Origin of the sequence: Schlesneria paludicola DSM 18645, assembly GCF_000255655.1 — a bacterium.
Taxonomy (GTDB): Bacteria; Planctomycetota; Planctomycetia; order Planctomycetales; family Planctomycetaceae; genus Schlesneria; species Schlesneria paludicola.
On record NZ_JH636435.1, the window covers coordinates 2,545,542 to 2,571,670 of the forward strand.

Below are 26,129 nucleotides of genomic sequence, written 5' to 3' on the forward strand. Positions count from 1 at the left end.
GCGATCGGTAGCTTGTCGATCCCAGCGGCCAGTGCGATTGCCACAGCGGTTTGGTCGACGGTCATCACCGGATCAACCCAGGCCGGTTCCGTCCTGGTGGCGTGGCTGTCGTTCATGGCGTCCTACGTCACACCAGCCACGCCGGCCGATGTCGCAGACGCTCAGGCCGCAATCATTGACGCAATTGACTCCACGAGCGCTGGCGAAGGCACCCTGACCGGAATTTCCACCGGCGGCGTGATCGCCTTGCGAAACGCCCTGACTGGTGTCGACGTGACATCGGTTCGCCTGGTGGACGATTCCGGAAGTTTGAGTGTGCCACTCGTCCAGGGCGACACCTACGAGGCCGCCACGGGTACTGGCATTCCCATCCCGTGCCCCAATGCGAGCCTGGTCGGCTGGACGCCAGAACTGGCAATCGACGTCGCTGGCAGAGTCGTGGTGGTCACCGCCACCGCGATCACCGACTGGTCACTGCCGATCTACTTCGACATGACCGCCGCTCAATCCTCATCGTTGCCGACAGGCGTCGACGGCACGTGCGTCCTGCGATTCACCAAATCAGGCAAGACACACACAACCACAGTCAACGGCCGCGTCACGGTGACGGCCCGCATCGGCTGATCCAAACTCCCAACCTAGTTCGGCGCGAATTGACTGCATGCCGCCCATGCTTATCGACTTTCAGGATCTCACTGACTACGCCAACGAATTCGATTTTCGAAGCGATTACTTTTTCGGCCCTTGGTACGATCTAAAGTGACCCTCACGGAAATCGTAATTGTTAAAATTGGCCACAGTTCCTCTAAGAATCTTTGTAAGATTCGTAATTGCCTCTTTGGCGTCAATCTGTGTGTTGGCACCATTACCGTGCAGGTAATCATTGCGCATTTCTGCCAGCTTCTGCGTTACCTTCGAAATCTCTTTCGAAATTATTCCGCATTTGAGTAGGAATTCCCAAAGAGTCCTAAAATCAACCCTTTCCAGCTTCTCAAGTGCTTCGTCACTAGGACTACGAATCCCTTGACTATCCGCAATCCGAATGCTGTCTCTTGCCAAATCTTTCATGACACGCTCGGAAATAACACAACAAATCGCAATGCAGCCGTAAAAGTACCCGTCGACATAGAGGTCGCGCGCTTCTTTCAACAAATTATAGATAAATGTACTTGCTTCACCATTGCCTGGTATGATGATTGATTCAAGTTCTCTTTCCCTGGCATGCATCTCATCTATGTGGCGTTTAAAATGCCCAATCTTCTGTCGGCAAAAAAAGCTCTTTGCTTGTTCGTCAGTCTTGAAAACGGCCTTCAGGAACGGACGGCCGACAATTCTGATCTTCCGTGGTCCTTCAGGAATACGCTCAGGCGTGTCTTCGGACATCATTGGGCTCCATTTGTTGTTTAATCACTAGCTGGATAGCAAATGATATCCAATATCCGATGATCTTTAGTAGTCACGTTCGCGACCGAGCTCGATCCTGAGAGGATCTCAAGTATCTGTTGATCTGATCGGTAGATGCAACACGCGTCTTGGGCGGGCGTCGCACAAGTACGACGTCGCTTGATTCAAACTCGCAAATCAGGGCCTCCTTTCAACTGGCTTGGCTGGCCAGGGCTTTCAAAAGAGTGACCCGGACGGACGGGGCCTGACGGCCGTTCCGACGTACCATTTCACGAGTGAAGTCATCTCGACAAAGCTTCAGAACTTCGTCCATCGGAAGACTGTCGAGCTGATCGCCGAAGTCGAGCTCGAGCTGGCGCATCGTGTCCGCTGACGCAGCCACGGCCTTGGCTTCGAGATCACGCTTGCGGGCGGCTTCCGCGTCGTGCTCAGCCCGACGTCTGGACTGAGCACGCTGCAGAAAGTCCGCGGAGACCTTCGGGAAGTAACTCCCAAGGTCCGTCCTGAGTTTCCCCGTTTCAAGATGCAGACGCGCCTTGGACAGGGAACAGAAAAGAACTCCCTCGGGCGAGGCGAATCCCTCTCTGTGCTCTCGCCACCAGGCTACGAGAGCGAGCACGTCTGACGGCGTCAGGCCATGCTTCCGGCAATCGATCAGGACTTGATCGATGCAATTGATTCCTGAATTCGAAAGTTCATTCTCCACCATCACCCACTCGTCTGAGGAGGAGGAGAAGGGATTAGTACTTAGGGTAGAAGGTGCAACGGTTGGTGCAACAGATCGTGCAATAGGTTGTGCAACATGTTCTGCACTGGTTTGTGCAACGATTCGTTGCACGAGTTCACGATCAGCACCATAACTGCGCGAGCTCTTGAGCTCGGATTCAAACCGCATCGGCACCGTCACCCACGCGATTCCAATCTTCCGATCGCTCGTCTTTTCCCAATGCAACCATCCTGCGGACACACACCGCTGCAGATACTTCTTGAAGTTGTTGCGATGCAGGCCACAGCGATCGGCCATCGACCCAATCCAGAACGACGGAGCGTCGCCATAGCGTCGAGCGTCCTCGGTCCGGACCACATAGACCAGCAAGGCAAACGCAGCAGCGCCAAGCGTCTCAGGCACGCCAAGCTTCAGCAGCAGGTCGATGAAGTCCCGATCGAAGTTGCTGTAACGCTCTGAATGTGGATAGTCGGGAAATGGTAATTGCTTCATTTGACAGTGACTCCATTCGTGTCATTGAACGTCGGTCAGTCGACGTACTCGTATTCAATCCGCGTCACGACCGTTTCCGGCGTGCATCGCGTGTGAGAATTGCAGAACATCGTGATGAACTCGTCGCGGCTCATCGTCGGAAAGCCTTCAAGCTCGACGTCCTCGTGTGTGATGTCACTGAGCGCCTCGCGTCGAACCGAGATGACTCGAATCACGCCAAGCCGTTCGACCTTCTCACCGGGCTTCATGCCCATGCCTTTCACAACGCCACAGAGCAACTGACCTACGGCGAGCGATGCCCAACCCAGCCGACGTGTCACCGATTTCTCACGAGCTCGGAACTGTGGCGTCGTGAGCGCAAACGAGATGTTTCGCATGATCAGAACAAACTCCCCTGAGGAACTGATTCCTCGGACTCAGTGATGACTGCCGCAACTGAGATCGTGGCGATGTTCGGACGCTTCGCCTTCGCCGCATGCTTCGCCAATATTGGGGCTAGGTTTTCATCGCCGCGTTTCAACGCCTCGCCCATTTCTTCGATCGCCCGCGGCGGGATCACAAATCGATTGACTTCAAATGCCCACACGGTCGGTCGGCCAGTGACCTTGTCGACGTTCCAGGCCCCGCCGTAGTGGTTCACACACGTGGCATAATCCGATGCCATTCCGGCAATTCGCGGAAAGATATCGCAGACATCGACGAAACCGGAATCGGTCACAGATTGACGCAGGGAAGATTCGGGATCGCCTAGGCGGTCGTCAGGCAAAGTAACTGGCTCAAGCTTTGCTTCCACGTACCAGGTTTCGATCTGACACCATTCGAGCTTGATCGCCGCTTGCCCCGATCGCACTCGACCAGCGGACGGGATCACTTCCATGAGCCGCTGCACCACTGCGCCCAGCCCCATCGATCGCAGCGCCTCGACCCAGCCGGCCCGGGGCTCGATCGCGGGCCAGTCCTGCCAATCCAACGGCAGGGGGATATCGCGACGCAGCTCGACGAGCTGACGCGACAGCCTTGCTGCGTCGGCTTGCTCGCGCAGTTGTTTGCCCGTCGCCCCGATGATCCGTAACAGTCTGGCCTCCTCAAGAATCGTCGAAAGATTGCCATACTTGCCGAGCAGCTCGACGGCCTTCTTAGGTCCGATCCCTTTGACACCTGGCACGCCGTCCGTCTTGTCACTGACGAGTGCCAGATAGTCCCCGAACTGCTCGGGCTTCACTTCGTATTTTTCCAAAACCTGAGCCCGACCAAAAAATGTACCCGCGTTCCACGGGTGATAGACCTTGACCCCCTGGGAGCCGACGAGTTGCAGCAGATCCTTGTCGCGAGATGCAATCACCACACCGGCAGCCGCATGGCCGCACTGCGTCGCAAGAGACGCCACAACGTCGTCGGCTTCCCAGCCGATGGCCCTGATGACCGGCCAGCCAATCGCCTCAAGCGCACGCTCAGCAAGGTCAATTTGTTCCTGAAGTCCTTCGGGCTTTGGTGGACGATGGGCCTTGTACTCGGGATACTGCTTCGTTCGCTCGACGTGGCCATCATCGGCCGCGAACAGAAGGTATTCCGGCGAGAGTCGCTCAATGATGTTCGCGATCGTCCCGAACATCGAACGCACGGCGTGGATCTGCGATGGGGCTCCCGCGTGCCAGGCCGTGTGAATCAGATTGCTCAGGTCAACAACGCAGATGATTCCGCAGGCTTCAAGGCGGCGTAGAACCCGGACATCAGCACTGCCTGCTTGATGTCGATCGCGACGGTGATCGTCGCATTCTTGGGCGCTTCCGACTTGGCTTGTTCCGCAAACGCCATCGCATAATGCAGGTCCATCAGAGAACTGCACCGGTACTCGTACGTCCTCGGACCTACTCGACTTTGTGAGATCACTCGCCATTCTTGGGGCGGGACTGGTTGTCTGCCTCGAAGCGCCGCCACGCGTTTCAGATCCTCTAATGCTTTGAGGCCGTGAATATGTTTCCACGCCCTTTGTTCGAGCATGTAAATCATGAACTGAGGACTTTCCATTTGGTTGAGCCTTCCATGTGGAATCGAATGAAGATCGATAGACAGCACGAGGTCGACCACCAAGGAACATGACGACGCACTGGTCTGGTATTTCGTTATTCACACGATGCGCGGCCGATTGACAGTCTTTCATGAGATCGGCCATCGGTCCGACGATCGTTCCGGACCGTGGCTCGTGCAATGGAGTGCCGACCGGATAGACCACATGGCTATTGTCCGATTCGACAAATGTGAGTTCGCACAAAAGCGCGGTCATGACTCACTCCATTGAGTTCAAGAAGGATCCTCCAACATCATCCGTGACACGTCATCAAGGATTGGACGTCGGCGGAGCGGGCAAGGGCCACACACCCCCGCGAATCACAAGACTGATTTCAGCCCCACCAAACCCATGACGAACAAGCAAACCCCAAGCGTCATGAATCCGATCGAAACGAAGTAAGCAACGGCATCACTGGCCAGAAATTCCTGCATCGGAATCATCCTCCTGCGAAACGTGTGAGAGTTCCTGCGGGATAACCTCTTCCCGCAGGATGGGAATTTCGGTCGGTGCCTCGATTCCAAGACGGACCTTGTCACCGCGTTGCTCGACAACGGTCACCCAAATATCGGGACCGACCCGAATCCGTTCGTTCTTCTTGCGGGTCAAAACCAGCATTGCATCCATCCTTGAATGAGAGATCAGAGAAAACTGGCCGCGCTTGTCAGACACGCGGCCAGGCGATCAGCGGCAACGCACCGCCAACCGTGTCAATAGGCGGCCTGGCTGCGCTCGATTGCGTCTCCGCAGCCAGACGTCCCGTTGGCTTCGCCGTCAACGGGGGAAGATTCAGATTCTGAAATGAAGCGAAGACACTCTTCGATCTGATCCGCTCGCGACATGCGGCGAGCACGTCGACCGAACAGCAAACGATCAATCACGGCGCAACCGATCAGACTCACCGCCAGGCAAACGAGCCCGATGCCGACTTCGGTTAGAATTTCGACGCAGTACTGTGACTCGCTCGCCCATCCTTCGAACATCGCTCGGCCATCCTTGATCAAGAGTGAGCAGACGCGGCCGGACCGTGCTCGAAGCCCGGCCGCGTTCCGTCGACAACGAGTCAACGGGAAGTGATTCAAACTCGTCCGGCGCTTGTGGTCGCCGGACGAACCCCCACCGGCAACGAGCCGGGGGATAAGTGATCCTTCGCTATGTCGAGAGCCGCGGAGTCCACAATTTCGGCATTGGGAACCGCTGGACAATTTGCTTGAGTCGTTCGTCGCCAGGCACGAAGTAGGCGGCAGTGCGAACGTCGGCAGGCTTGTGCCCCGTGATCATCCATCCGGCTTTGTTGTCCGGATCTGGTCTCATATCCCAGTTCGTCGTTGAGACGGACCGCAGCTCGTGCGGGAGAAAGTGACGGTGTTCGCGCTCGGCGGCGTTGGAGCAGGGCAGGGCGTGTTCCCAAATTCGTTTCCAAATCGCATAGAAGGGATGCGGAGTTGTCAGCCCCCATTGATAAAAAACGTACGGCTGAAACTGGGAACGTTTCTTCCGTTGGAAGAGCGTGAGCAGTCCCGGCATGAGCGATGGGGCGAGCGGAAACACAATTTCGCCGCCGCATTTGGGCTCGTGCGTGTAGATTGATTGCGACTGCAGGTCGATCCCTTCGGACTTTCCATCGGTACACCATCGCAACTGCGACCGAACTTGATCGATCCGCATGCCAGAGAACCAGATCCAAGCGTGAACGGTTTCCCAATAGACGGGATCTTTGATCCCTGGGCACGTCCAGCACGCATCGATCACCTTTTGGAAGTCTTCCAATGTGAGCGTTGATCGACGCTTGGGCGTGTGTCCGCCAGTCCGGTGTTTGCCAGGCTGACGATTCGCGCGAAACCAATCCTCTTCGGGAATGGTGATGAACGGCACATCGTCGAACGAGATCGGCGCTTGAATCTCCCGAGGCACGCCTTCCTTGTTGCGATGACTTGCTCGACAAGCCGACTTGAACAGCTTCGTCAGCAGCACGAGATTCTTTTCCCAACTCCGCCGCGTGCCCCATTCTTCGACCGATTCGAAGAACGCCAGCAACTCGGCTGGACTCACCTTCGAAACCTCGGGTCCGGCACCGTTCCAAAAACGCTCCCAGTGATTCACCAGGGCGGAATACTGTCGCCAAGTCCCGTCTTTGCAGGAATGCGGCCATGCGGCCTGCAAACGATTGAGAACATTTCGCAAAGTCCAAATCATCACAGGATCTGATGTCCTGTGTGCTTTTTCGTCGGGCGGCTTGAACTGCTCGACTTCGTCTTCGGTCCAGAGTCTTAGGATCGGCCTGCTCAATGGGGTGTCGAGCAACGCACTCATAGAATGTCATCCCTTCGTTGTGCGGGGGGATTCGCACCATTGTCTGAAGATGAGCCATCCTGCTCGCACTCCACTTCGCCGCCCTTCGGGCGACGCGTCCTTAAGATTCTGTAACTTGCCTCAATGTTCGAAATTGGCGGTTTCGGATTTCACGTCTGAGGCATTTCGACATCAGAGTTTTGACAGCCGCCACGATCATTCGCGTTTACTCGGTCGCGACGAAGCGTTGACTTTCCGCAACGGAAACAAATGTCACCAAAACGAAAACGCCCGACCTGTCGAAGGGCGGGCGTCAAGTGCTAACCAACCGCCCGTCCGATGGGCGAAACCTTATAGTGTCATCACTCTATAAGCAAGCGGGTCCACAATTATTCTGCGTAGATGCAACCAGCGAAAGCCCTCATCGCGGCCGCGAACGGTGCCGCAGAATCAGCGCCGGGCTTCTTGATTTGCCTCAGTGCGCCAGTACTCGTCTTGTCAAAGTTGACGTTCGCGAGAGACCATTCCAAGATCGGATCGCCCCCATGTACGATTCGGCCATCTTTGAGCAATCGGATGAAGTGGGAATGCGCTTCCCAGATCTGCCGCATCTCAATGTGCTTCACTCGCGGCCCTGGTGCACCGAGAGTGTAGGGGGGCTCTCCACTCAAATACGCATCGACAGAGATCGACTTGATCGTGAAATCATGGCTTTGGACCAGAAAGTTGTTCGTCTCACACCAACCCGAATTGGGCCAAAGTCGCCCATCGGCGAGCCAATTGAAATACGGCTCCGCCTTAAGATCGCGAGCCTGCTTGTTTGCGAAATTGTGGCCGACAAACGCAAATTGGCCATAGCCGAAAGGGAAGCACAGGTAGAGGCTTCGAAGCGACTCGTTCAATTCGTAGTCGAGTCCCGCATGGCAATATCTGCCGCTCAGATCGGGAAGAGGTTCGTCGCAGGTTTGCAAAATCGCTTGAGAGAGATCCATTCCGCCTCCTTGGGTCAAGGGTTCGGCGGAATGTTATAGTGCAATCGGTTGTTACTCCAGGCCATCAATCTTCGATCGCCGGTTGCGTCCAAATTGGTCGCGATAATCCCTTAGCGCTTCGACGTCGCTGGCACCGAGGAATCGCACTCCTGCGGCCATCGTTCCGATTCGCATATCGCGGCAAAGCTTGCTGATCTGATTCGTGCTCTTCCCGAGCAGCTCAGCCACTTCCTTGACGGTGAACAATTTGTCTAACAGTGCCACTTCCATGCCTCCGAGTATTGATTCGAGAACGTTGAATTGCAAGACGTGCTCTACATCAGTTGTCTGCGATGAACTTCCAGCCCGCCTCCCGCAGCATCGCAGTCTGCGATGCGTTGCAATCCTCCCGCTCATCCAGCTTCACTCTGACAACGCCATTCAGAAGAAATGTGCGTTCGACCACATGGGCGAGTTCGTTTTTCAGAATTTCAACGCAGTCACCAACTACCGGAACTTCCGATAGTTCGACGCTTCTGCGAGCGACGTCAGGTCCACTGGGAATCTTGACCTGAAATTGAAATTCGACTTTGGTCATAGCACACTCCCAACGGCTTCATTCCGCCGCTCTAAAGTCGGTCATTAGCCGAGGCGGGGCTCGAACCCGCACGTCCCTATCGGGACACAGGATTTTAAGTCCTGTGCGTCTGCCAGTTTCGCCACTCGGCCAGAAGGGCGCTCCGATTGTTGCGTCGGGACGGGTTCCTCGCAAGATACCTGAGACAATCAAAATGAGTTGATTTTTCTCTGAGCCGCTCGTGCACCATTTGCCGGCAGCAACGGTCACATCACTGATGACGTCTCGCAGACGCTCGACGACAGGCGAATCTATGCCCTGCATGCGGCGCTGGAAAAGCCGCAATCGTCGGGCCAGCAGTCGACTCGACCGTCCGCAACATGTTTGAGGAAGGAAACAGGATTGCCAGGGGATGTCGATCCGACTGCTTCGCAATCGAAATCATTCCTGATAGAGTCTTCGGGCGAGAAGCGCAGTCACCACATTTCAAATTGCGACGCTGCTGAGTCCGCCTGACTGCGGCGGAGCGGGGAAGTCACCTTGGTGATGGATTCGACGGTCGTCGGCGCGAGGATGGGGCATCCCGCTTCCGGTGCTGGCCCTGCAGGCAAGTCGAGGATGATGGACGAACGCACTGATGACAATCGTGACATCGATCCCTCGTGATTTCCGTTCCCTTGGTCGGGCCGGCCTCGGCGATTCATTCTGCGTCGCGGTTCCAGGAGATCTTTAATGTTGGTACAGGGGAATCGGCCGCGCCAGTTGCACTGGTATCATGCGGGGCCGATGCTTTTCGGCGACTGGGGAACCAGTCGGCTGTATGTCCTGGGTCTCTGTTTCATGCACGCTGGGCATGCCTCTCTTTGGTTCATGCTGGCAATGTCCTGTCTGCTGGTCGCCGTGGGCTGGGCCTATTCGGTCATCTGCCGACTTTACCCCGATGGGGGCGGTGTCTATTCCTCCGCCAAGCACAAATCACAATCGCTCGCGGTCTTTGGAGCCCTACTCCTGGGTGCCGACTATGTCGTCACAGCCGCGCTTTCCGCTCTTGACGCGTTTCACTATCTGGATGTCCCATATCCCGCCCTTTGCGCGGCAGCCAGTATTGCCGTGCTGGGAATCGTCAATGTCTTTGGCCCGACGAAGGGCGGTACCGCCGCACTTGTCGCGGCCGTGTTAACGATCATCTTCAGTCTCATAATCGGGGTGGCGTCGATCCCCTGGCTTCCTCACGCGCATGTGACACTTCCAACGGGTTCACCAATCAGCTGGTGGACACAGTTTACGGGCATCATCCTCGCCATTTCCGGGGTCGAAGCGGTCGCCAATATGACGGGAATCATGGTCGAACCGGTTGAGAAAACGGCGCGACGCGCGATTTGGCCCGTTTTGATTGAGATCGTCATTCTGAACCTGTTCCTGACCTTGGCGGTCTCGGCGATCCCTCTGGATATTCTGGGCGATGGCAACCCCGCCAACGCATACACAGCACATCGAGATGATATGTTGCGTTTGCTGGCGACGTATTACGTCGGCCCGACGTTCGCCGCAGTGGCTTCGATCGTTTTCGCGTTACTGCTGCTCTCAGCAGTCAATACGGCCGTGACCGATTTGGTCAGTATTCAATACATGATGGCCCGCGATCGCGAACTTCCGCATTCCTTTTCGGGATTGAATCGATGGGGGATGCCGCTGATTCCGCTGGCGATCGCGGTCGGCGTACCGCTGATCACCGTGCTGATCGTGCCTGACGTTGGTCATTTGGCCGACTTATACGCAATTGGTGTTGTCGGAGCCGTCGCGGTCAACCTGGGCAGTTGCGTCACCTCCATGAATTTGCCACTGAAAAAGTGGGAACGCATCATCATGGGGATGCTGGCTGTCCTGATGATCGCGGTCTGGATTTCCATCGCCTACGAGAAACCGCACGCGCTGATCTTCGCGGGGGTCATTGTGGCCATCGGGATGACCGCACGCTGGTTAACACATCATCGCGAAGCAATCGGCGGAACGGTCACATCTCTCGTCGGGCAATTCATCGACCTAAAGACGCCAGCGGCCATCGAGAATCCGACTCATCAAGTTCGTTTCCTTGTCGCAACCCAGGGTAGCCCGAAGCTGATCGCGTTCGCACTCGAACAAGCCAAATCGTTTCATGCCGAGGTTCTATTCCTCTATGTTCGACATATTGCGGTCCCCATGATCGGCCCCGCACATCGTGCTGACATCGCGAATGATCATGATGCCCAAAAGGCAGCAAAGCAGATTCAGGAGCAAGCCGAAGCGGCCGGAGTTCCGATTCGTTTCTTGTATACGGTGGCGGACAATATTGCCGAAACGATTGTCGATTTCGCGGTCACGTATGGTGTCAGCCAGGTCATTGTCGGGACGACGAAACGAGGCACGTTGTGGCGAACCATGAAGGGTGACGTCATTCAGGGGATTGCCATGCACCTGCCTGATCGAACGCAGCTACTCATTCATGCGTGAGTCGAAACATGCATGAGCGTGCGGCAACCAGGACGATGATCACCGGAGGAAGCGGCCTCCATTCAAGTCGATCACTCCACCCGTCATGAAGCTTGAAGCATCCGAAGCGAGAAACAACACCGACTGGGCGATCTCGTCGGAGGTCGAGTTTCTCGCCAGCGGTGTCTGACGACGATAGTCTTCCATTTTTTCGGGCGTGCTGAAGAGCTCATGATGCCGGGTTTCGACAACTCCGGGCATGATGCAATTGGCACGCACCAGCGGCGCCAGTTCGCGCGATAAGGTTCGCGTAAAGACCTGAAGTGCTCCTTTCGCAGCCGCGTAAGGACCAGCTCCACCTGATCCGCCGGTTTGAACCGACAACGACAGATTGTTGATGATGCTTCCGCGTCCCGATGCCTTTAGATGCGGTATGGCTCGACGGGTGATCAGGAACGCCGAATGAACATTCACTTGGAACGCATGCATCCACAGGTCAGTCGGACATTGCTCCAGCGAGGAACGGGTCAGGGGATCTCCCGCGTTATTGAACAGCACGTCCAGCCGCCCGATCTGCTGAACAAACTGATCCACAACTCGATTGGCATCGTCTTCTCGGGTCAAATCACCTTGCAACAGGACGCCGCGTCCTCCGGCCGCCTCGATCGCGGCCAATGTGGCTTGGGCACCTGCATCATTCGACCGAAAATGGATCCCCACCACAGCTCCGGCCGCAGCAAGCGAGACGGCGGCCGCTTGGCCAATTCCGCCACCGGCTCCCGTCACGAGCGCCGCACGGCCTGTCAGATCGAAGCGAGTTTGCGAAAATGGTGTCACAATGAAATCCTGTATGATCCATGTCAGCTCATGACAATTAGCGGGGTTGTGCAAGCATTCGATGCATGATGAATGGCGAGCCACCGTCCAGGTCGAGATGATAGACTCGCTTCGATGTTTTGTCCCGTCAGGACTCCACAGTGACCGTTGCTGAACAAATTGAGTTGGCCTGCCTGCTGGAAGCGACTGCCCGCAAGCCGGGGAACGTCCACCCCGCGGCGCACTTTTCCGATTTGGGATACGAAGATTTCACCGCTGCCGCGCAGGTGATCGGCGAACCACTGGCGCTCACTCGGTCGCGAGGGTTGGGACGTGCGATTTACGACGCCGTCCAGGCCACACGTCAGGCCACGGGGACAAACGTCAATCTTGGAATCATTTTCTTGCTGGCGCCGCTCGCCCACGTGCCACGCGAGCGTCCCTTGGCGGACGGTATCGGTGACGTCCTGCGATCGACCACCGTTGAAGACGCCGAATGGGTCTATGCCGCAATCCAGTTGGCTCAACCAGGCGGCATGGGGAAAGTCTCGGATCAGGACATCCATGCCAAGCCCACCGTCACCCTGCGCGAGGCGATGATGTTGGCCGCAGACCGTGACGCGATTGCACATCAATACGTCAGCGACTTTGAACTTGTCTTTGCGGCCAGATCGAAGCTCCTTGAGATCTGGCAACAGTTGGCGGACTGGGAAGCGGCAACAATCTATCTGCACGTGTGGCTCATGTCGCGTCAACCGGACACGCTCATCGCCCGCAAGTGCGGATCAGTTATGGCAACCGAAGCCTCGGCGCGGGCTGATGCATTGCTCAAGGGAACAGAAATCGGTGGACGGCTCGACCATCTCAAGTTGCAAGAGTTTGATCGATGGCTACGCGCCGACGGACACCGGCGGAACCCAGGCACAACGGCCGACTTGATTGCCGCAACGCTCTTCTCCGCGTTCCGCGACGCGCAACTGAACCCTCCCACGCGGGAAGAAATTCAGCAACGAGCCGCCATGATTCGGATAGAATCAACAACTCCAGATATCAATCGTCCTTCAAGCGAACCCTGCCGAGATTTGTTATGACCTCTGAAAAATACCGTGTCCGCGTCACCAAAGATCACCTCGTCTTTAGCGCCGCACACTTCATCACATTCAATGGAACGATTTGCGAGCGTCTGCACGGACACAACTGGCGAGCCGCGGTGGAGGTGGCTGGACCCCTGGACGAAAACAGCTATGTGTTTGACTTTATCGCACTTCGTGACGCGACCCAGCGCCTGGTGAATGAACTTGACCACCATGTGCTGCTTCCGACACAGCATCCGGCCATTCACGTGACATCCGACGATCGAGAGGTCACCGCAACATTTGAATCTCGCCGCTGGGTCTTTCCACGCGAAGATTGTGTCTTGCTTCCCGTCGCCAATACGACCGCCGAATTGATCGCGCGTTGGATGGCGTTTCAATTAAAGCAAACGCTGGCGACTCACGCGGGTGCCGCGAACCTGGAAACGCTGACCATCGAAATCGAAGAAAACTTTGGTCAGTGGGCGATTTGTCAAATACCAATGCACGCCTGATGGCGGCAATTCACGGCGTCGGACATCGAGCACTCAAGCAAGGCACTCACTATGCGTGATGCCATCAAACAGTGCGACGGATTGGATCACTTCGTATCCAGGCCGCCGCCAAATGTAATATGCAGATGATCAATCTCGATCTTGGCTGCGACGAACAACGAGTCGACCAATTCCAACGTCGGCCTTAACTGTTCGAATCGCGACAACCAACGCGGCATGGCATCGGCCGCACCGAACGAGAAAAACTGTGCCAGGTCGCCGCCATTGCGTTCGATCGCCGTCCGCGCCTGAACCGAATCAAGCCAGATCAACTGATTGGCATGAGGGAAGTAGCGGCGCGCATGTTCCGTTAACCGGGGGTTGTCCGAGCTGGGTTCTTTCAAGTCCATCGATTGAACGGCGCGATCGCGCGAACCAGCGACGAACAGATCATTCTGCTTCACCCCGCAGGCGAGAGGAATCGGCGCCGATTCCGAGAGCCAGCCAATGAATTCGCTCTCATTCCGATCTTGAAAGGCAACTACGATGTTCTGCGTATCGGCGCTGAAATAAGCGGCCAAAAGCGTCATCGTCGTTTCCATACCGCGCGAGATATCCGAAACCATTTGTGGATCAGCGGGCGCATTCAGATGGGAGCGAAATGCGCCATCAACGACGACCTTTTTGCCTTGAGCATCAGCACGCGTGACCAGAAACGCGCTGAAATCTCGCGACATGGCGGGAAGGACCGTGTCGATCAGGTCACGTCCCCGCAGGAAGCTTTGAGCCACACGTCGAATCTTCGCAATTTCCGCCCGGCTTTCCGCAGGGATCTGATTAATCACCAATTGAACGAGTGGCGCCAATTCGAGATGACCACTGACCGCGAGAATCGCGTCGGCGGGCAATCGTCCCTTCCATGAGGGTTCCGCCTTCGCGGTCGCAACAAACTGAGGCCATGATTTCGGCAATGACTTCGAATCAAGATCCACAATCGAATCACAGACGATCCCGTCTTTGAGACTCACGCTGGCCGAAACACAACTGACGTTTTTCCAGATCGCAGCAGGTCCCAACGGATCATTCTCGGCCTGAGAAAACTCTTGCAGACTACGATCCCAAGGACGCGCATTGATATGCACGTACGCGGCACATCCGGGTTTCAATCGCGCACGATTCCGGATGAACGCAGGAGAGAACCGAAGCGTGTTAGCGGCGTACGGCTCGGGCGTCGTCGCGGTCGCGACGATAAATCGATCAATCACCCCCTGGATCAACCCCTCTTGATCGGTGATGGCGAACCAACGATCCGAAGAAGCAAAGTAAAGTTCTTCGTCCGTGTCGGCGTGGCGTTTCCGATGCTTGTAGCGCAAACCCCGATGAAGACGAGTTGTGGTCACATGCTTGGGCTCGAGCATATTCCATGTCTGGAAGAATTCCTGAATAGCGGCCGCATCGCGCGCTTCACCCACCAGAATCCCCTGGGGAGCACCTTGGGGCGGGACATAAATGGCGACGACCACCGATCGTGCGAACAGTGCACGCAGATACATGGACAGAGGTTGACCAGACTTTTTTTCCGTCAGGTCGTTCAGCGTCATCCAGCGCTGAAAACCATTTCCGTCCAGGACCTTCTGAATGGCTGGAAAGGCGCGTAAACGCGCCATCAGCGGGCTCTTGTCCAGTTCCGTCCATTTCGTATCGAGATCGGGGATCTCCAGACAAAACGCGACCTCGTCAGAGACCAGATCGAGAACCGACAGCGTTTCGGCCGACGACGACGTGGTCACTCGACACAATACGACGAGCAGAAATGTGAGTATTCGGGTTCGCATCCAATTCCCTTTCATCACGATCCTGACTGACGCCGCCGACATCGCACACCTTCATTCCTCGTTAACCTGCGGGAATTTCGCTCGGAACTGTTTGCCAAAGGAACCCCAACGCGGTCGAAACCCGACTTCCGATCGGACGCCAGAGTCGCTTCATATCGCTGGAATCGGGCAATAGATCAAGATCATCCGCCGCGGGCAATGGTGGAGCAGCCATATCAGGAATCGCCTCGACAATTTCCCGCGCGGCCACGGAGGTTTCACTTGCCATTTCACGATAACCCGACTTCAGATCAGAGAACACTTCTGCAATCGTGTCAGAGACATCCAGCATCGCCAGTTCATCATGCGTCAGCGGCTGCATACGATGAAATGTCAACAGGCCGTTAAACGTGCCGTGCTGCACGTTCGAGAGGAACGACATCGTCACGGCGACCAACAGCAAGCAGGCCACCACGGATGACAACGCCATCTGATGCGACCGACGAACGGCCTTTTCTATTGCCTCCGGCGCGACGGCAGTTTCCATTTTCGGATTCGATGGCAACGTCGGAGACGCCAGTTCTAATTGCGACGCATCATGCGTGGCGAGAATGTCATCCAAGTCGGAGTCGTCATTCCACACCGGCTGAGATAGCTCGGCCAAAATTCGATCGACGAACCCCTCGGACGGTTGTTCGTTCGATCGCCACGACTCGATCGCCAGATCCAATTGATATTCAAGACTCAATCGCGTTCGGCACTGCGCGCACGCAGACGCATGTTCGAAAACATGTTCCGCGAGCGGTTGTCGTTCTTCTACCGCGGACTCGACCGCGGACTCAAATTCGACGCAGTTCATAACCTTCCTTTGTGACAACACCTCGATCCACCAGCAGTTCTGACAGCTCACGACGAGCCCGGTGTAACCAGGTCTTAATCGTTCCTTCTGGAGCTTTCATAATCTCGGCCACTTGAGTGATGCTCAGTTCCTGCTGGTGAAAAAGGACAAAACATGTTCGATATTCTTCACGAAGTTTGGAGAGTGCCAGTTCCAGTTCTTCGCCAAGGTCTAAATTCTGAAGTCGAGCATCCTTTGCGGGACGATCGATGCTCGGATCAAACGTCCGCGTCTGATGACTACGCTGTGACAAATGAGTTCGACATCGATTAATCGCAATCGTCAAAATCCACGGTTTGAGAGGTCGACGAGAATCCCAATGCCGAAGATGACGAATGGCCCGGACAAAAGTTTGCTGCGCCACATCTTCGGCGTCTTCGCGATTCCTTAAACGGTGAAGGCAAACGGTAAAAACGAGCCGTTGGAATTGCTCGACGAACGCACGAATGGCCGATTGGTCACCGGACAGACACCGTTCGACGAGATCTCGGTCGTCCACCGCCAATCACCTTTCCTTAATCCATACCCAAGTTGCGGCCGACCCGTTTCAAACGGCAAGGATGATTCGTCGACGCAAAACGAACGGTAATTCGAAAAAGCCTCGTAAAATCTCGACGTTTTCCCACTCGGCCTCGAAATCCTTCGTTATTCGAACTTCAGAAGTCCGAAGGAACCTGGCTGTGGCTGCAGCATGGCGGGATGCGTCCAGCTTTGCAAACCGACATTGGGAATCGTGCGCAGGATCGAGACAGCGTAGATCGTTCCTGGGCGGGGAGTTACGGGCGTCAGCTCGCTCCAGGGGATCGCCACCTCGGTACGCCAGTGCGTCTGGTCGTTTTCCGCAGCCACGTACCACTTTGGATTCCAGCGTCGATCTTCCCAGCAGCTTTCCGCCGTCTTGCCACGCTCGTCGATGTGGAATTCGTACCATGTTGAGTAATCCCGATCGATGTCGAGTCGAATGGTAACTCGATCCTGACGCGTGAGATCCGCATCATGCTCGCGACCACGGAGCTGCGTTTTCTCACGTTTCGCATTTGGCGGTCTTGGGAAACTACAGGCCACGTAAAGGAACTCACTGTCATACGCAAATAATGACATTCCGTAGGCGGCCGCGGCAGTCTCGTCGACCAAACGCCTTGGAATCGGTTTATCACTCAATGGAATCTCGGTCGCCTCCTCCCAGCAGGGGTCCGAAAGGAGTCCATCCAGATGAGGACGCACGGCAGTCGAGCGACACGTCACGAGAGCACTTGGCGTTTCGGGTGTTTCAAACGAGGTCCATAGCTCGCGTTCTGCCAGTTCCCGCGTTTCTGGACTCATGTGGCTCGACATGAAGTTGCGCATAATCGCATCGGCAGCTCGTGCCGATCCCCGCGTGCGGCGCATCGCGGCCAGCGGGAATTGAATTTCTGGCGAGCGGAAGAGATTGGGAGAAACTGATTCAAGCTGTTTCGCCAATTCGCCCGCGCGGTCATGCCATTCCCCGACCGCGCCCGTCCTCCAATCGGCTTCAGGAGCAATCTTCAATCGCGCCGATTTGCTGTCCTTTTTGTTTTTGGGACGTTCATCGCCGCCCAGATCGAACGCCGCATTCAGTCGGACAGGACTGCCCGAAGTGGTTCGACTTTGCAGGACCGACGCATCACCGGAAACCACAGCGGGCCGAAGCCCGTTGTCTCCCAGCATGGTCTCGCCCGCCGTTTGTTGAACGTACTCAGTTCGCTGGTCCAACTTCGACAGGCTGGTTGTCGAATTGGACGTCATTAGTCGCAACCGTTGCCAGGCGGTCTCGCTGCTGCACCAGAATTGGACCAGCCAGCGCATCGCATCGAGAGCCCCCGGCTCTTTCGGATATCGTCGAATCAATTCCACATACGTCGCTTCCACCAGTTCAAACTGAGAACGCTTGCGATACTCATCGGCGAGATCACGGAGCAGGGCGGTTCCTTGCGCAGAATCCATCCCCTCGACAACAGACTTGATCTGCCCGACCATCTGCCCGGCGATCCGGGGATCATCCAGCGATTTCTTCGTGTACGCGCTGAAGTCACGTTGCTTCCGCACGATCTTCTGCATCCGTTCCAGATCGCGTTCATCAAAGGGCGAGGCCTCACGACAGGCGGCGGAACCCGGCGCCAGCGACAGACCCGCGAAGAAATCGCGCGAACGTTGCACCGTTCCGCCCCGCCCACCGCCTACCGAGCCGGCGTCACCTTTTTGTCCCTCGATCCCCAGCCGACGATAGGCGATGAGGGATGAGTCCACTTCTTCGCTACGCGGCACGCGCCGCGCCTGGAGCAACGCCACGGCCGGACCGGCGGCCATTCGGGTGGATGACTTCAAATGCGGTAAGAATTCGTCGAGATCGACATGAGCATCGCCAGTGGCTCCCGGAGCCAGCCGCATGTACACGCGATCAACACTCCATGTCGTCAAGCCCGTGACGTCCGACTGCTCCACATACCGTGTGGCATCCGCCGCCTGGGCCACGGCCTGTACGACGGCGTCATACAGCAACTGGCAGGCGGCATCGTCGGGTGAAGGTTGATCAATGACGATGACACTTGGTCGCCACGTGCGAATTTGGCGAACGAGCCCCCCTAGCAACGTTTGCGGCAATCGGCCTTCGGTCTGCTTCTGCCATTCTTCCGTCAGTTGAGTCGCAGAATACTCCACGCCCGGAAGGGTCAAAGGCAACTGCCAGTGCACTTCCGCAGCATTGCCGCCGCACTTCTGCACCGCCGAGTTGAGACGGAGCGGACCGTCCGTTCCCGCAGCCAATGGCCCGACATCCTCCCGCTGCGCGATCCAGACCGCGCTGCGATACCCGAGTTCGCCCGAGACTTTCGCGAGCAGCGGCGCACTCGTCCGCCCCGCGCGTGCGTGCAAGGCAAGCAGCGCCACACGTCGTCCGTCGCCTCGGACCGCTTGCCACGACTTTCCGCCATTTTCCGTTCGCAGGATCAGGCCGAAGGTTCCGACGGCAACTCCCTGTTGAGGATTCGAGAAGCGAACGGCCGCGATCGGTGTGGATTGTCCCGTCAACTGCTTTTCCCAATGCTGACCACCGTCCGGACTGTGCCAGATCACACTGCCCGGAGACCCCGCCAGCCAGACATTTTCCTCCTTCACCTCGACCGCGCGAAAATCCATGTTCTCACGCAATTCGTCCGGCAGATCACCTGGGGGAGCGTCCCAGACCAGACCACCGTTGGTCGTCTGCATCACCAGAGCCCCGTCACCCGCCAGCCAGCCACTCTTATTCGGCAGGATGTTCAACGCGCGAATCGAGCGATAGCCGCGTGCTGAAAGTTGTGATTCGAACAACTGGTCATTGCCAAACAACGAGACTTGCGCATTCGCCCCCGCGACCGCGCCTTGCTCGGCTTGCGGGAAGGATGCTGCGAGCCATTCGCGCGAGGCCTGCCCCTGAACGGCATGCCAGGATTTTCCCCCGTCTTCGGATGTCATCATCCCGGCCGGTGCCGCTGCCGTGGGTTGCCCGACAATGACGCCCGATTCCAGATCGAAGAATTTGACATAGGAGAGCAGGGGCAATCCCGTCCGGTTCTGACGTTCCCAGGTTTTCCCGCCGTCGCGTGTCATCAGCAACACGCCGCTGTTGAGTTCTGGAAAGGGGGCGACCTCACGACCGGCAATCCAGCCAATCTGATCACTCAGAAAACAGACGCTTCGCAAGGAGCCGTCGAATCCACAATCCAGTCGCGTCCAGCGCCGCCCGCCATCGTCCGACTTCCAGCAGGCCCCATGTTCGCCGACCGCAAACACGAGCTTCGATCCAACGAACTGCACGTCATGCAGTTGGGCATCGTCGATCCAACCTAGCGGAGTGTCGGCCGCACTGGCCACGCACTGCGAGAAGGACAAACAGAGGACAATCCAGACAGCGCGACATCGCGGAACGCATCCCTGCATGACCGCCTCCGATAGGTAAATTCCAACAACGACCGCGATCCGTCGCGATGCCCGAGCCCAGCCGCCAAGAACACAGCGATTCTGGCAATTTCAGGCTTGAGCCAGGATTTTAGGACTTTTCGAGGTTTACAGAAGGGGAGTTCCACGGCGGCAGAATCACCGGACACCAGTTCCCGCTGCTTTTTTGCTCAGATTGCCATTTTCGAATCGAGCTCCGGCCCCGGATTTCGTGATCAACGTGATCGCCTTGATCATCTTATTCCATATCCCATTACCAGCAAGCATGTTATGCATTCTCAACATCCAGCTCAATTTGGACATCTTGAGCGTCTTGACCATCATCCCGCCTGTTTTTGCCTTCTCTGCCCGCAATTTCGCCTGAATCGAGACGCCTTCCAGTGGATATGCAGTGCAGGGGAGAGCACTTCTGTCCCCAGGCACATCACGAAAATCGCGGGGGAAACACGACATGACAACACCCTAACACTGTTGGCATGAGATCAGATTTGATCTCGTTTGATCCTGCGGCCGTCCGAGCATCGCGGACCGTGACCGCATTCCTGCGTAAAAAAGACTCCTGCATACAAAAGCAGTCTGATGATACGCTCGCCGCCAAAGATGTCAGGACCAAGTCGACGCAATCTTCCAAACGTTTAGAAGACTGGTCCTGAAGATGCCGCTCGAAGACGCAAAAACTCACACTCCCATTCTCCAGCCCCCCAACGACAACAATCATCTGGGTTTTGGCAAAACCTGTTGGGACAGCTTGCGAGTCATGTGCGGACCTGACAGGCGGTCGCGGCTTGCGGAGCAGTAGCCAAACGGAGAGGGCGGTCAACCCGTGGGGATTCACATGCTCAAGAAAGGACACCGTCACGGGTCCGTAGAGTGAATCAAACAATCCCTCCATGCGCCTCGACTTGCGATCGACCTTGAGAAATCGAGGTTGCCCACAGGGCCGCTTTTCGGAAATCAACAATCGAGATCTAAGCAATGAGTCCTGACGCGAATGGCACTGCCGTTGGTGTTCATCGCGGAGTACATCGCGGACGCTCCATTGGATTCGATCTGACAATATCCGAACCGAGGGTGTCGGAGTACGTTTATGATTTTCTTGGCGGCTGTATTCCATTGAAAAAGATCGAACGATCCTACGGATATTCGGCGAATTCGCAGGGAGTGCAAAACTGGATTGATACGCTATTAACTGACCAATGGGCCGAAGAACATGCGACTCCGAATGGCTATTAACGTCAATTGAACCCGATTTCGGCCCAAATACTGTTCATACGCCTAACCCTTGGCCCGCCGATGTTTTGCGATGATTGTTGGAGTGTTGCTGTAGCTCCCACACTGGGACGGCCAAGTCGGCTCGTTTTACAACTTGTGGCAGAATCCGCAGTCATGTTGCAAAATTTTTAATAGCCGATCTCAAACGAGAATCTGATAATTCCGGTTCCATCACCCCCTGCCTTCATACAAAGGTATGTGGTGTCCTTTCTTGTTTTGAAGGTCCGGCAGCTACATACGTGTATGGGTTTCATGAAATTTTCAGAATGGCTGGCTCGTCGAGACGAAGGGCTGTTCTTGCCTGACCGACCACCATTGAAGGGGATGCCTCGCATCAACTCTTTGCCATGCACTGACGAACAGCGGAAGAAGTTGCACGCCAAGCCGTTCAAGCCACCGAAACCATTTTCCATGACTGGCCACAAAGCAGCTAAAAGTGTGCTTCAACCGCAAATTTCGAAGTTCTCAGTCCATATCCCAAGATGATCTAAATCTGTTGCAAGACTTGCATTGAAATACGTAAACACAAACGCTTCCAGACCCTGCGAGGACAGCGGCCTGAACTGAAGATTTTGTCCGTTCGTCCTCGTCCAGAACCTGATCCAAGAATGACTTGGGATCATGAGGTCGATTCGGCGATTTCATCAGGCTCGCCCATTCGCCAACATAAGTCATTGGTTGCTTGCAGCAGAAAAGCCATTGCTCTCCTTGCCATGTGACGAACGACGGCGTGCGAAGCAGTTCGAACAGATATTTACTCGGAATTCGCACTCCATACCATTCATCGGTAGAGTTGCTCGGGACAAGTTCAAACTCAAGCGTTTTTAGGCCCGGAACGCCGTGAGTTACACCCTCAAATGCCTCATCCCATGACACCATTCCGAATTCCGTGTCTTGAGTGAGTGCTCCCTTGCCAGCACGGAGGCACGAATAGCAAATGAAAATGTCGTCGGCTGTTGATTCAGGGAATGAAATGATCGCCTTACATGATCGGCATGCAACGTCAACTCGATCATCGGCATCAAGCCCGTTTTCAACTCCACAAGCTGAACATCGAAGCATTACCGCACAACCGATACCTAACTGAAAACAATGGTGACAAGTCTTTCTACAGGCTATGCAAGTCGAATTCTCGGTGTATCCCTGTGCCTCATTCGTTGGCCCTTCGTAGAGCGGAAACGGAATCCCAAGTTCAGAAAATGTTGACACTGATCTGTCCTCGAAAGTTACCCGGCCCAATTTAGCGGGATGTCTTCATCCGCATGCTTCGCTTACTGACAAATAGAGTCTAGCCAGCTTTGGCTCAAGAAAACGATTGAACAACGGGACTTTGAGAATGACGTAGGCATGACAACAAGACCTTACCCTAGTTGTCATTCGCAATTCAAGCCGATATCATGATGCGGAACAAGAAAAGAATTCCAAAATCATGTCCATCGCTGCCTACGTAAGAGTCTCCAGTCGCCACCAGAAGGATGACAGCCAGAGGGCCGAAATCCAAAAATGGATGGACGCTAACGGGATCGACCCGAAACAAGTCGAATGGTATGCCGACAAGGAATCAGGCACGACGATGAAACGGCCTGCCTTCGAGAAATTGCAGGCCGACATCTTTCACGGCAAGGTTAAGTCCGTAATCCTGTGGAAACTGGACCGGCTTTCACGTCGTCTGAGAGATGGCATCACGACATTGGCGGATTGGGCCGAAAGAGGTTTGAAAATCGTCGTTGTCACTCAACAGCTTGAATTCAATGGGGCTGTTGGTCGCACCCTTGCCGCCCTCTTAATGGGTTTGGCAGAAATCGAATGGGAATACAGAAAAGAACGTCAATTGGCAGGAATTGAAGTCGCCAAGAAACGAGGTGTTTACAAAGGCCGACAATTCGGGACCACGAAAGCCAAGCCAAAGAGAGCCATTGAACTTCGTGATAAGGGATCGTCTGCGGCTGAGATTGCCACCGCACTGGGGATCAGTGAGCGGACAGTCTTTCGCTATGTCGGCAGGGAAGCAGCATAATCATGTCGGGATTTGATTTGGACAAGGGAATTGGGGCCTACTATGTCCGTGTCAGCGATGATGTGCAGGACATCAATCGGCAAGTTGAGGGCATTCAGCGGTGATTGAATAAGCAAGGGGTTTCGCATTCGTGTCCCGCGCGTGCGAAACGCGGCAGCATCTGCTCGACTCGGTACCGATAGCTGGGTCGCGATGCTCGCGTCGACAAGAACAGCACCTTCAAATCACCCATCGTAAGTAGTCACCGTCATCCTAGGCATCAATGCGACATCATTTGAGTATCAGTGCGCTCCGAAAAATCGCAGACGCGAGATGGACGCATCAAGAGCCCATCGCATTGGCAAACGATCAAGGCACAGAAGGCCTGATTCAGACTTCAGTCGCCCGAAGCCAGCAATTGCAGTTGGAAACAGCGTGTCGCATACTTCACCACGAAGGCCAAGAGGCCTTGCGGGAGTATTTGGCACGGCTTGACGTGTTATTTCGAGGGAAGCACTACCTTGTCAATGGGGAAGATCGAGACTTGCCCGGTGATCGAGACCTTTCCGCATTATCCAAACGAGCTCAATTGTTCGAATCGAATCCGAATGTTCTGAGAGGAGATTTCGTCGTTGAGAGACGATCGAACGATGAACAATATCGTCTGCTGATCGAAATCCCCCCTCCTTTCAGCAGATGGGAGATATTACCCTACTTTGCGTGGATTTTAGTGTTGATTGTCGCGATGGGTTACGGGTTTGCAGTCAATATCGTGCGACCTCTGAAACGATTGCAGAACGCAGTGGTGCAACTAGGCAGCGGGAAATTAGACATTCGCGTCGACTTCAACCGGCGAGATGAATTCGGCGAACTCGGCCGCGCCTTTGATCACATGGCTCAACGCATAGAATCGCTGCTTACGGCTGAACGGCTCTTGCTGCAGGATATTTCCCACGAGCTTCGCTCACCATTGACCAGACTTCGATTTGCACTGGATCTTGCCCGGAATAACGAAGCTGCCGAACCAGCGTTTCAGCGCGTGGACAGAGAAGTCTTTCGCTTAGCGGAACTTGTTGATCAACTCCTCCAATTGACGCGAGCTGAGGGCGACATCGCTTCGCGGACGACCATCGATATTTCACTCGCCGATCTCATTTTGGAATCCATTGACGATTTTCAGCTAGAAGCAGCATCGAAAAAATGCAGCATTGCACTGATCTCCCTTGAACCCCAGATGCTCATCCGCGGTGAGTCAGAATTAATTCGTCGGGCCTTCGAAAACGTCCTCAGCAATGCTCTTCGCCACGCCCCTTTCGGTTCGAAAATCACGGTTAACTTATTGCGTGATGGAAGAAATGCCGCTGTTTCGATTCGTGATCATGGCAGCGGCGTGCCCGAAGAGATGATCACCGAGATTTTATGCCATTCCGGCGTGTCGATTGCGACCGAAACCGTGATAGTGGCGGAGTGGGACTAGGGCTGTCGATCGCGCGACGGGCAGTACATCTCCATCACGGCACCATCGCTGCTCGGAATGCATATCCGGGGCTTGAAGTCCTTTTCATGCTGCCTCTCGCCTAACGCACAAGCGAATTTTCTTGAAACAGTGATTAGGTGGCCCCCGTTTTTCGGACCACCGGTTTAGATGGAAAAAGGGGTTTGGAACGGTGAAAATAAGAGGCATCGTGGCGAGCAAAACTCGGCAAGAAAACGATGCCTCGACAGCGACGAATATTCAATGGGGCTTTTAAGGCGAAGGTGGCGCTAGATGCGATTCGTGGCCTGAAGACGGTGAGCGAATTGGCCTCTTTGTACAAGGCCACCTGACGCAGATCACACTCTGTAAGAAGCAACACTGGGGCGGAGCGATGAGCGTGTTTGAGCCGTCATCGGTCAAGACGGCGGCGACAACAATCACCCGAGTTTCGGCGTGGCTTGCGAGTCACGTGCGGATCTACCGCCTATTGAAGTAACGAGGACTCGCCTCGACCAAATTAGAAATCGCCATGACATCGTGGATGCCAAGGCGTCTGCCCCCTTACTTCAACAGGCTGCGAACAGGCAGTTTTGGCTTGCTGAGTAGCAACCAAGCCGAGAGCAGTGTAAGAGGGACAACGAACAACCAATAGGGAATCGCGAAGCCGTTCATTTCGGCGTCAACTCGTTTCCATTGGCAACTTCCCATTCCGAACAAGTGCCAGCCCCATTGTAAGTCGGGTGAGGCGAAGATCAGTCCGGGCTGAGATCCAGGATGACTGCTCCACAAAAATGACGGGATGCCCGCAACCTGATAGTGGCGAGTGAGCTTCGAGAAGTAGATTGCGGATTCGTAGGACGAGACCCCAATTTCCGCATTTCGCTCCGGCTGCTGATAAAAAACTCCATCCACCATGCGAAGACTGCGCACCCACCCGGCCATACCCAAGCACGTGTCAGTGGGCGCTGAAACAGTACCAGTGAAGGGCGCTTGAAACGGTACCAGTTGAGACAAAGGGGCTTTTGTTTTGCAGTAGTGGTTTCTTTTCGTAGAAACCCACCACTGGAAAGACGATGGCTTATCAACTGAGTATGGACAAGTCCTTTTCGATTAAGGCTTTGCACGACAACGGACTCTCCGAGCGTGCAATCTGTGAGTCGCTGGGTGTATCTCGAGGCGCAGTTCGGCGTCATTTGGCCGAAAATTCGTCAAACGATACCAAAGCGCCCACCGGCAAAGCGCCCACCGGGTCGGAGGCTCCAAACAGTACCAAAGCGCCCACCGGGTCGGCTGAGCCTGAGAACAGTGCGGTGGTTCGAGTTTCCCGCAGTT

At 55.5% G+C, this 26,129-nt stretch carries 26 protein-coding genes and 1 tRNA gene; 7 read left to right on the plus strand and 20 right to left on the minus strand.

What is annotated here, in order from left to right; translation table 11 throughout:
• Nucleotides 1-624, plus strand: a 624-nt coding sequence (locus OSO_RS0128710) for a hypothetical protein (protein WP_010586428.1), incomplete at its 5' end; no start/stop codon positions are given.
• Between the two features lie 105 nt (nt 625-729).
• Here OSO_RS0128710 and OSO_RS0128715 read toward each other — a convergent pair.
• From OSO_RS0128715 to OSO_RS0128775, 12 genes are all read right to left on the minus strand, one after another.
• Nucleotides 730-1,386, minus strand: a complete 657-nt coding sequence (locus OSO_RS0128715) for a hypothetical protein (protein ID WP_029247588.1) — start codon at nt 1,384-1,386, stop codon at nt 730-732.
• A 208-nt stretch (nt 1,387-1,594) separates the two neighbouring features.
• Nucleotides 1,595-2,623 carry a hypothetical protein gene (locus tag OSO_RS0128720; RefSeq protein WP_010586430.1) on the minus strand — a complete coding sequence of 343 codons (1,029 nt, stop codon included), beginning with the start codon at nt 2,621-2,623 and terminating at the stop codon, nt 1,595-1,597.
• 35 nt (nt 2,624-2,658) lie between these two features.
• Nucleotides 2,659-3,000, minus strand: a complete 342-nt coding sequence (locus OSO_RS0128725) for an ASCH domain-containing protein (RefSeq protein WP_010586431.1) — start codon at nt 2,998-3,000, stop codon at nt 2,659-2,661.
• A 2-nt stretch (nt 3,001-3,002) separates the two neighbouring features.
• Nucleotides 3,003-4,319, minus strand: a complete 1,317-nt coding sequence (locus tag OSO_RS50140) for a 5'-3' exonuclease (RefSeq protein WP_237729372.1) — start codon at nt 4,317-4,319, stop codon at nt 3,003-3,005.
• Nucleotides 4,298-4,651, minus strand: a complete 354-nt coding sequence (locus OSO_RS52130; protein ID WP_029247590.1) for a hypothetical protein — start codon at nt 4,649-4,651, stop codon at nt 4,298-4,300. The genes OSO_RS50140 and OSO_RS52130 overlap by 22 nt, the downstream gene beginning before the upstream one ends.
• Before the next feature lie 451 nt (nt 4,652-5,102).
• The gene (locus tag OSO_RS45550) at nt 5,103-5,309 is read right to left on the minus strand and encodes a carbon storage regulator (RefSeq protein WP_010586433.1); all 207 of its coding nucleotides are present in this window, start codon (nt 5,307-5,309) and stop codon (nt 5,103-5,105) included.
• Nucleotides 5,310-5,401: 92 nt separating this feature from the next.
• Nucleotides 5,402-5,674: a hypothetical protein gene (locus OSO_RS0128750; protein WP_010586434.1), complete on the minus strand. Its 273-nt coding sequence runs from the start codon at nt 5,672-5,674 to the stop codon at nt 5,402-5,404.
• Nucleotides 5,675-5,843: 169 nt separating this feature from the next.
• A complete protein-coding gene (locus OSO_RS0128755; RefSeq protein WP_010586435.1) occupies nt 5,844-7,004 on the minus strand; it encodes a site-specific integrase in 1,161 nt (386 codons plus the stop codon).
• Between the two features lie 368 nt (nt 7,005-7,372).
• Complete coding sequence (locus tag OSO_RS0128760) at nt 7,373-7,975, minus strand: terminase large subunit domain-containing protein (protein WP_010586436.1); 603 nt, start codon at nt 7,973-7,975, stop codon at nt 7,373-7,375.
• A 51-nt stretch (nt 7,976-8,026) separates the two neighbouring features.
• A complete protein-coding gene (locus OSO_RS0128765; RefSeq protein ID WP_157605508.1) occupies nt 8,027-8,239 on the minus strand; it encodes a helix-turn-helix domain-containing protein in 213 nt (70 codons plus the stop codon).
• Nucleotides 8,240-8,294: 55 nt separating this feature from the next.
• Entirely contained in the window at nt 8,295-8,552 is a 258-nt protein-coding gene (locus OSO_RS0128770) for a hypothetical protein (protein WP_010586438.1), read from the minus strand.
• 45 nt (nt 8,553-8,597) lie between these two features.
• Nucleotides 8,598-8,683: transfer RNA gene (locus OSO_RS0128775), tRNA-Leu, on the minus strand.
• A 580-nt stretch (nt 8,684-9,263) separates the two neighbouring features.
• Here OSO_RS0128775 and OSO_RS0128785 point away from each other — a divergent pair.
• On the plus strand, nt 9,264-11,021 hold the full coding sequence (locus OSO_RS0128785; protein WP_010586440.1) for an amino acid permease: 1,758 nt from the start codon (nt 9,264-9,266) through the stop codon (nt 11,019-11,021).
• Between the two features lie 39 nt (nt 11,022-11,060).
• On the opposite strand, the gene OSO_RS0128790 is transcribed toward OSO_RS0128785, so the two are convergent.
• A complete protein-coding gene (locus OSO_RS0128790) occupies nt 11,061-11,837 on the minus strand; it encodes an SDR family NAD(P)-dependent oxidoreductase (protein WP_010586441.1) in 777 nt (258 codons plus the stop codon).
• Between the two features lie 140 nt (nt 11,838-11,977).
• Between OSO_RS0128790 and OSO_RS45555 the strand changes: the two genes are divergently transcribed.
• A complete protein-coding gene (locus OSO_RS45555; RefSeq protein ID WP_010586442.1) occupies nt 11,978-12,907 on the plus strand; it encodes a triphosphoribosyl-dephospho-CoA synthase in 930 nt (309 codons plus the stop codon).
• Nucleotides 12,904-13,404 (plus strand): 6-pyruvoyl trahydropterin synthase family protein, encoded by a 501-nt coding sequence (locus OSO_RS0128800; RefSeq protein WP_010586443.1) that lies wholly within the window; start codon nt 12,904-12,906, stop codon nt 13,402-13,404. Before OSO_RS45555 ends, OSO_RS0128800 begins: the two co-directional genes overlap by 4 nt.
• Before the next feature lie 86 nt (nt 13,405-13,490).
• On the opposite strand, the gene OSO_RS0128805 is transcribed toward OSO_RS0128800, so the two are convergent.
• The 6 genes from OSO_RS0128805 to OSO_RS52715 all read right to left on the minus strand — a co-directional run bounded on the left by OSO_RS0128805 (nt 13,491) and on the right by OSO_RS52715 (nt 22,386).
• On the minus strand, nt 13,491-15,218 hold the full coding sequence (locus OSO_RS0128805; RefSeq protein ID WP_157605509.1) for a hypothetical protein: 1,728 nt from the start codon (nt 15,216-15,218) through the stop codon (nt 13,491-13,493).
• A gap of 61 nt (nt 15,219-15,279) precedes the next feature.
• Nucleotides 15,280-16,056: a hypothetical protein gene (locus OSO_RS0128810; protein WP_010586445.1), complete on the minus strand. Its 777-nt coding sequence runs from the start codon at nt 16,054-16,056 to the stop codon at nt 15,280-15,282.
• Nucleotides 16,037-16,594, minus strand: coding sequence for an RNA polymerase sigma factor (locus OSO_RS0128815; RefSeq protein WP_010586446.1), 558 nt, complete (start codon nt 16,592-16,594; stop codon nt 16,037-16,039). The genes OSO_RS0128810 and OSO_RS0128815 overlap by 20 nt, the downstream gene beginning before the upstream one ends.
• Before the next feature lie 146 nt (nt 16,595-16,740).
• A complete protein-coding gene (locus OSO_RS0128820) occupies nt 16,741-20,034 on the minus strand; it encodes a YCF48-related protein (RefSeq protein WP_010586447.1) in 3,294 nt (1,097 codons plus the stop codon).
• Between the two features lie 156 nt (nt 20,035-20,190).
• Nucleotides 20,191-20,505, minus strand: a complete 315-nt coding sequence (locus OSO_RS45560; protein ID WP_010586448.1) for a hypothetical protein — start codon at nt 20,503-20,505, stop codon at nt 20,191-20,193.
• A gap of 1,284 nt (nt 20,506-21,789) precedes the next feature.
• A complete protein-coding gene (locus OSO_RS52715; protein WP_010586450.1) occupies nt 21,790-22,386 on the minus strand; it encodes a CbrC family protein in 597 nt (198 codons plus the stop codon).
• Nucleotides 22,387-22,753: 367 nt separating this feature from the next.
• Between OSO_RS52715 and OSO_RS0128850 the strand changes: the two genes are divergently transcribed.
• The 3 genes from OSO_RS0128850 (at nt 22,754) to OSO_RS52720 (ending at nt 24,901) form a co-directional block, all read left to right on the plus strand.
• On the plus strand, nt 22,754-23,341 hold the full coding sequence (locus OSO_RS0128850) for a recombinase family protein (RefSeq protein WP_010586451.1): 588 nt from the start codon (nt 22,754-22,756) through the stop codon (nt 23,339-23,341).
• A gap of 568 nt (nt 23,342-23,909) precedes the next feature.
• A complete protein-coding gene (locus OSO_RS48730; protein WP_162130569.1) occupies nt 23,910-24,797 on the plus strand; it encodes a sensor histidine kinase in 888 nt (295 codons plus the stop codon).
• Complete coding sequence (locus OSO_RS52720; protein WP_083842984.1) at nt 24,740-24,901, plus strand: ATP-binding protein; 162 nt, start codon at nt 24,740-24,742, stop codon at nt 24,899-24,901. Before OSO_RS48730 ends, OSO_RS52720 begins: the two co-directional genes overlap by 58 nt.
• Before the next feature lie 457 nt (nt 24,902-25,358).
• Here the strand turns inward: OSO_RS52720 and OSO_RS0128870 are convergent, their stop codons facing one another.
• Complete coding sequence (locus OSO_RS0128870) at nt 25,359-25,739, minus strand: hypothetical protein (protein ID WP_010586453.1); 381 nt, start codon at nt 25,737-25,739, stop codon at nt 25,359-25,361.
• Nucleotides 25,740-26,129: the final 390 nt, after the last annotated feature.

Excerpts from the sequence above, each read along its gene's own strand:
- OSO_RS0128715 (WP_029247588.1), bottom strand. The coding sequence starts at position 1,386 with ATGATGTCCGAAGACACGCCTGAGCGTATTCCTGAAGGACCACGGAAG.
- OSO_RS0128720 (WP_010586430.1), bottom strand. The coding sequence starts at position 2,623 with ATGAAGCAATTACCATTTCCCGACTATCCACATTCAGAGCGTTACAGC.
- OSO_RS0128725 (WP_010586431.1), bottom strand. The coding sequence starts at position 3,000 with ATGCGAAACATCTCGTTTGCGCTCACGACGCCACAGTTCCGAGCTCGT.
- OSO_RS52130 (WP_029247590.1), bottom strand. The coding sequence starts at position 4,651 with ATGGAAAGTCCTCAGTTCATGATTTACATGCTCGAACAAAGGGCGTGG.
- OSO_RS45550 (WP_010586433.1), bottom strand. The coding sequence starts at position 5,309 with ATGCTGGTTTTGACCCGCAAGAAGAACGAACGGATTCGGGTCGGTCCC.
- OSO_RS0128750 (WP_010586434.1), bottom strand. The coding sequence starts at position 5,674 with ATGTTCGAAGGATGGGCGAGCGAGTCACAGTACTGCGTCGAAATTCTA.
- OSO_RS0128755 (WP_010586435.1), bottom strand. The coding sequence starts at position 7,004 with ATGAGTGCGTTGCTCGACACCCCATTGAGCAGGCCGATCCTAAGACTC.
- OSO_RS0128760 (WP_010586436.1), bottom strand. The coding sequence starts at position 7,975 with ATGGATCTCTCTCAAGCGATTTTGCAAACCTGCGACGAACCTCTTCCC.
- OSO_RS0128770 (WP_010586438.1), bottom strand. The coding sequence starts at position 8,552 with ATGACCAAAGTCGAATTTCAATTTCAGGTCAAGATTCCCAGTGGACCT.
- OSO_RS0128785 (WP_010586440.1), top strand. The coding sequence starts at position 9,264 with ATGTTGGTACAGGGGAATCGGCCGCGCCAGTTGCACTGGTATCATGCG.
- OSO_RS0128800 (WP_010586443.1), top strand. The coding sequence starts at position 12,904 with ATGACCTCTGAAAAATACCGTGTCCGCGTCACCAAAGATCACCTCGTC.
- OSO_RS0128805 (WP_157605509.1), bottom strand. The coding sequence starts at position 15,218 with ATGCGAACCCGAATACTCACATTTCTGCTCGTCGTATTGTGTCGAGTG.
- OSO_RS0128810 (WP_010586445.1), bottom strand. The coding sequence starts at position 16,056 with ATGAACTGCGTCGAATTTGAGTCCGCGGTCGAGTCCGCGGTAGAAGAA.
- OSO_RS0128820 (WP_010586447.1), bottom strand. The coding sequence starts at position 20,034 with ATGCAGGGATGCGTTCCGCGATGTCGCGCTGTCTGGATTGTCCTCTGT.
- OSO_RS45560 (WP_010586448.1), bottom strand. The coding sequence starts at position 20,505 with ATGTCGTGTTTCCCCCGCGATTTTCGTGATGTGCCTGGGGACAGAAGT.
- OSO_RS52715 (WP_010586450.1), bottom strand. The coding sequence starts at position 22,386 with ATGCTTCGATGTTCAGCTTGTGGAGTTGAAAACGGGCTTGATGCCGAT.
- OSO_RS0128850 (WP_010586451.1), top strand. The coding sequence starts at position 22,754 with ATGTCCATCGCTGCCTACGTAAGAGTCTCCAGTCGCCACCAGAAGGAT.
- OSO_RS52720 (WP_083842984.1), top strand. The coding sequence starts at position 24,740 with ATGCCATTCCGGCGTGTCGATTGCGACCGAAACCGTGATAGTGGCGGA.
- OSO_RS0128870 (WP_010586453.1), bottom strand. The coding sequence starts at position 25,739 with ATGGCCGGGTGGGTGCGCAGTCTTCGCATGGTGGATGGAGTTTTTTAT.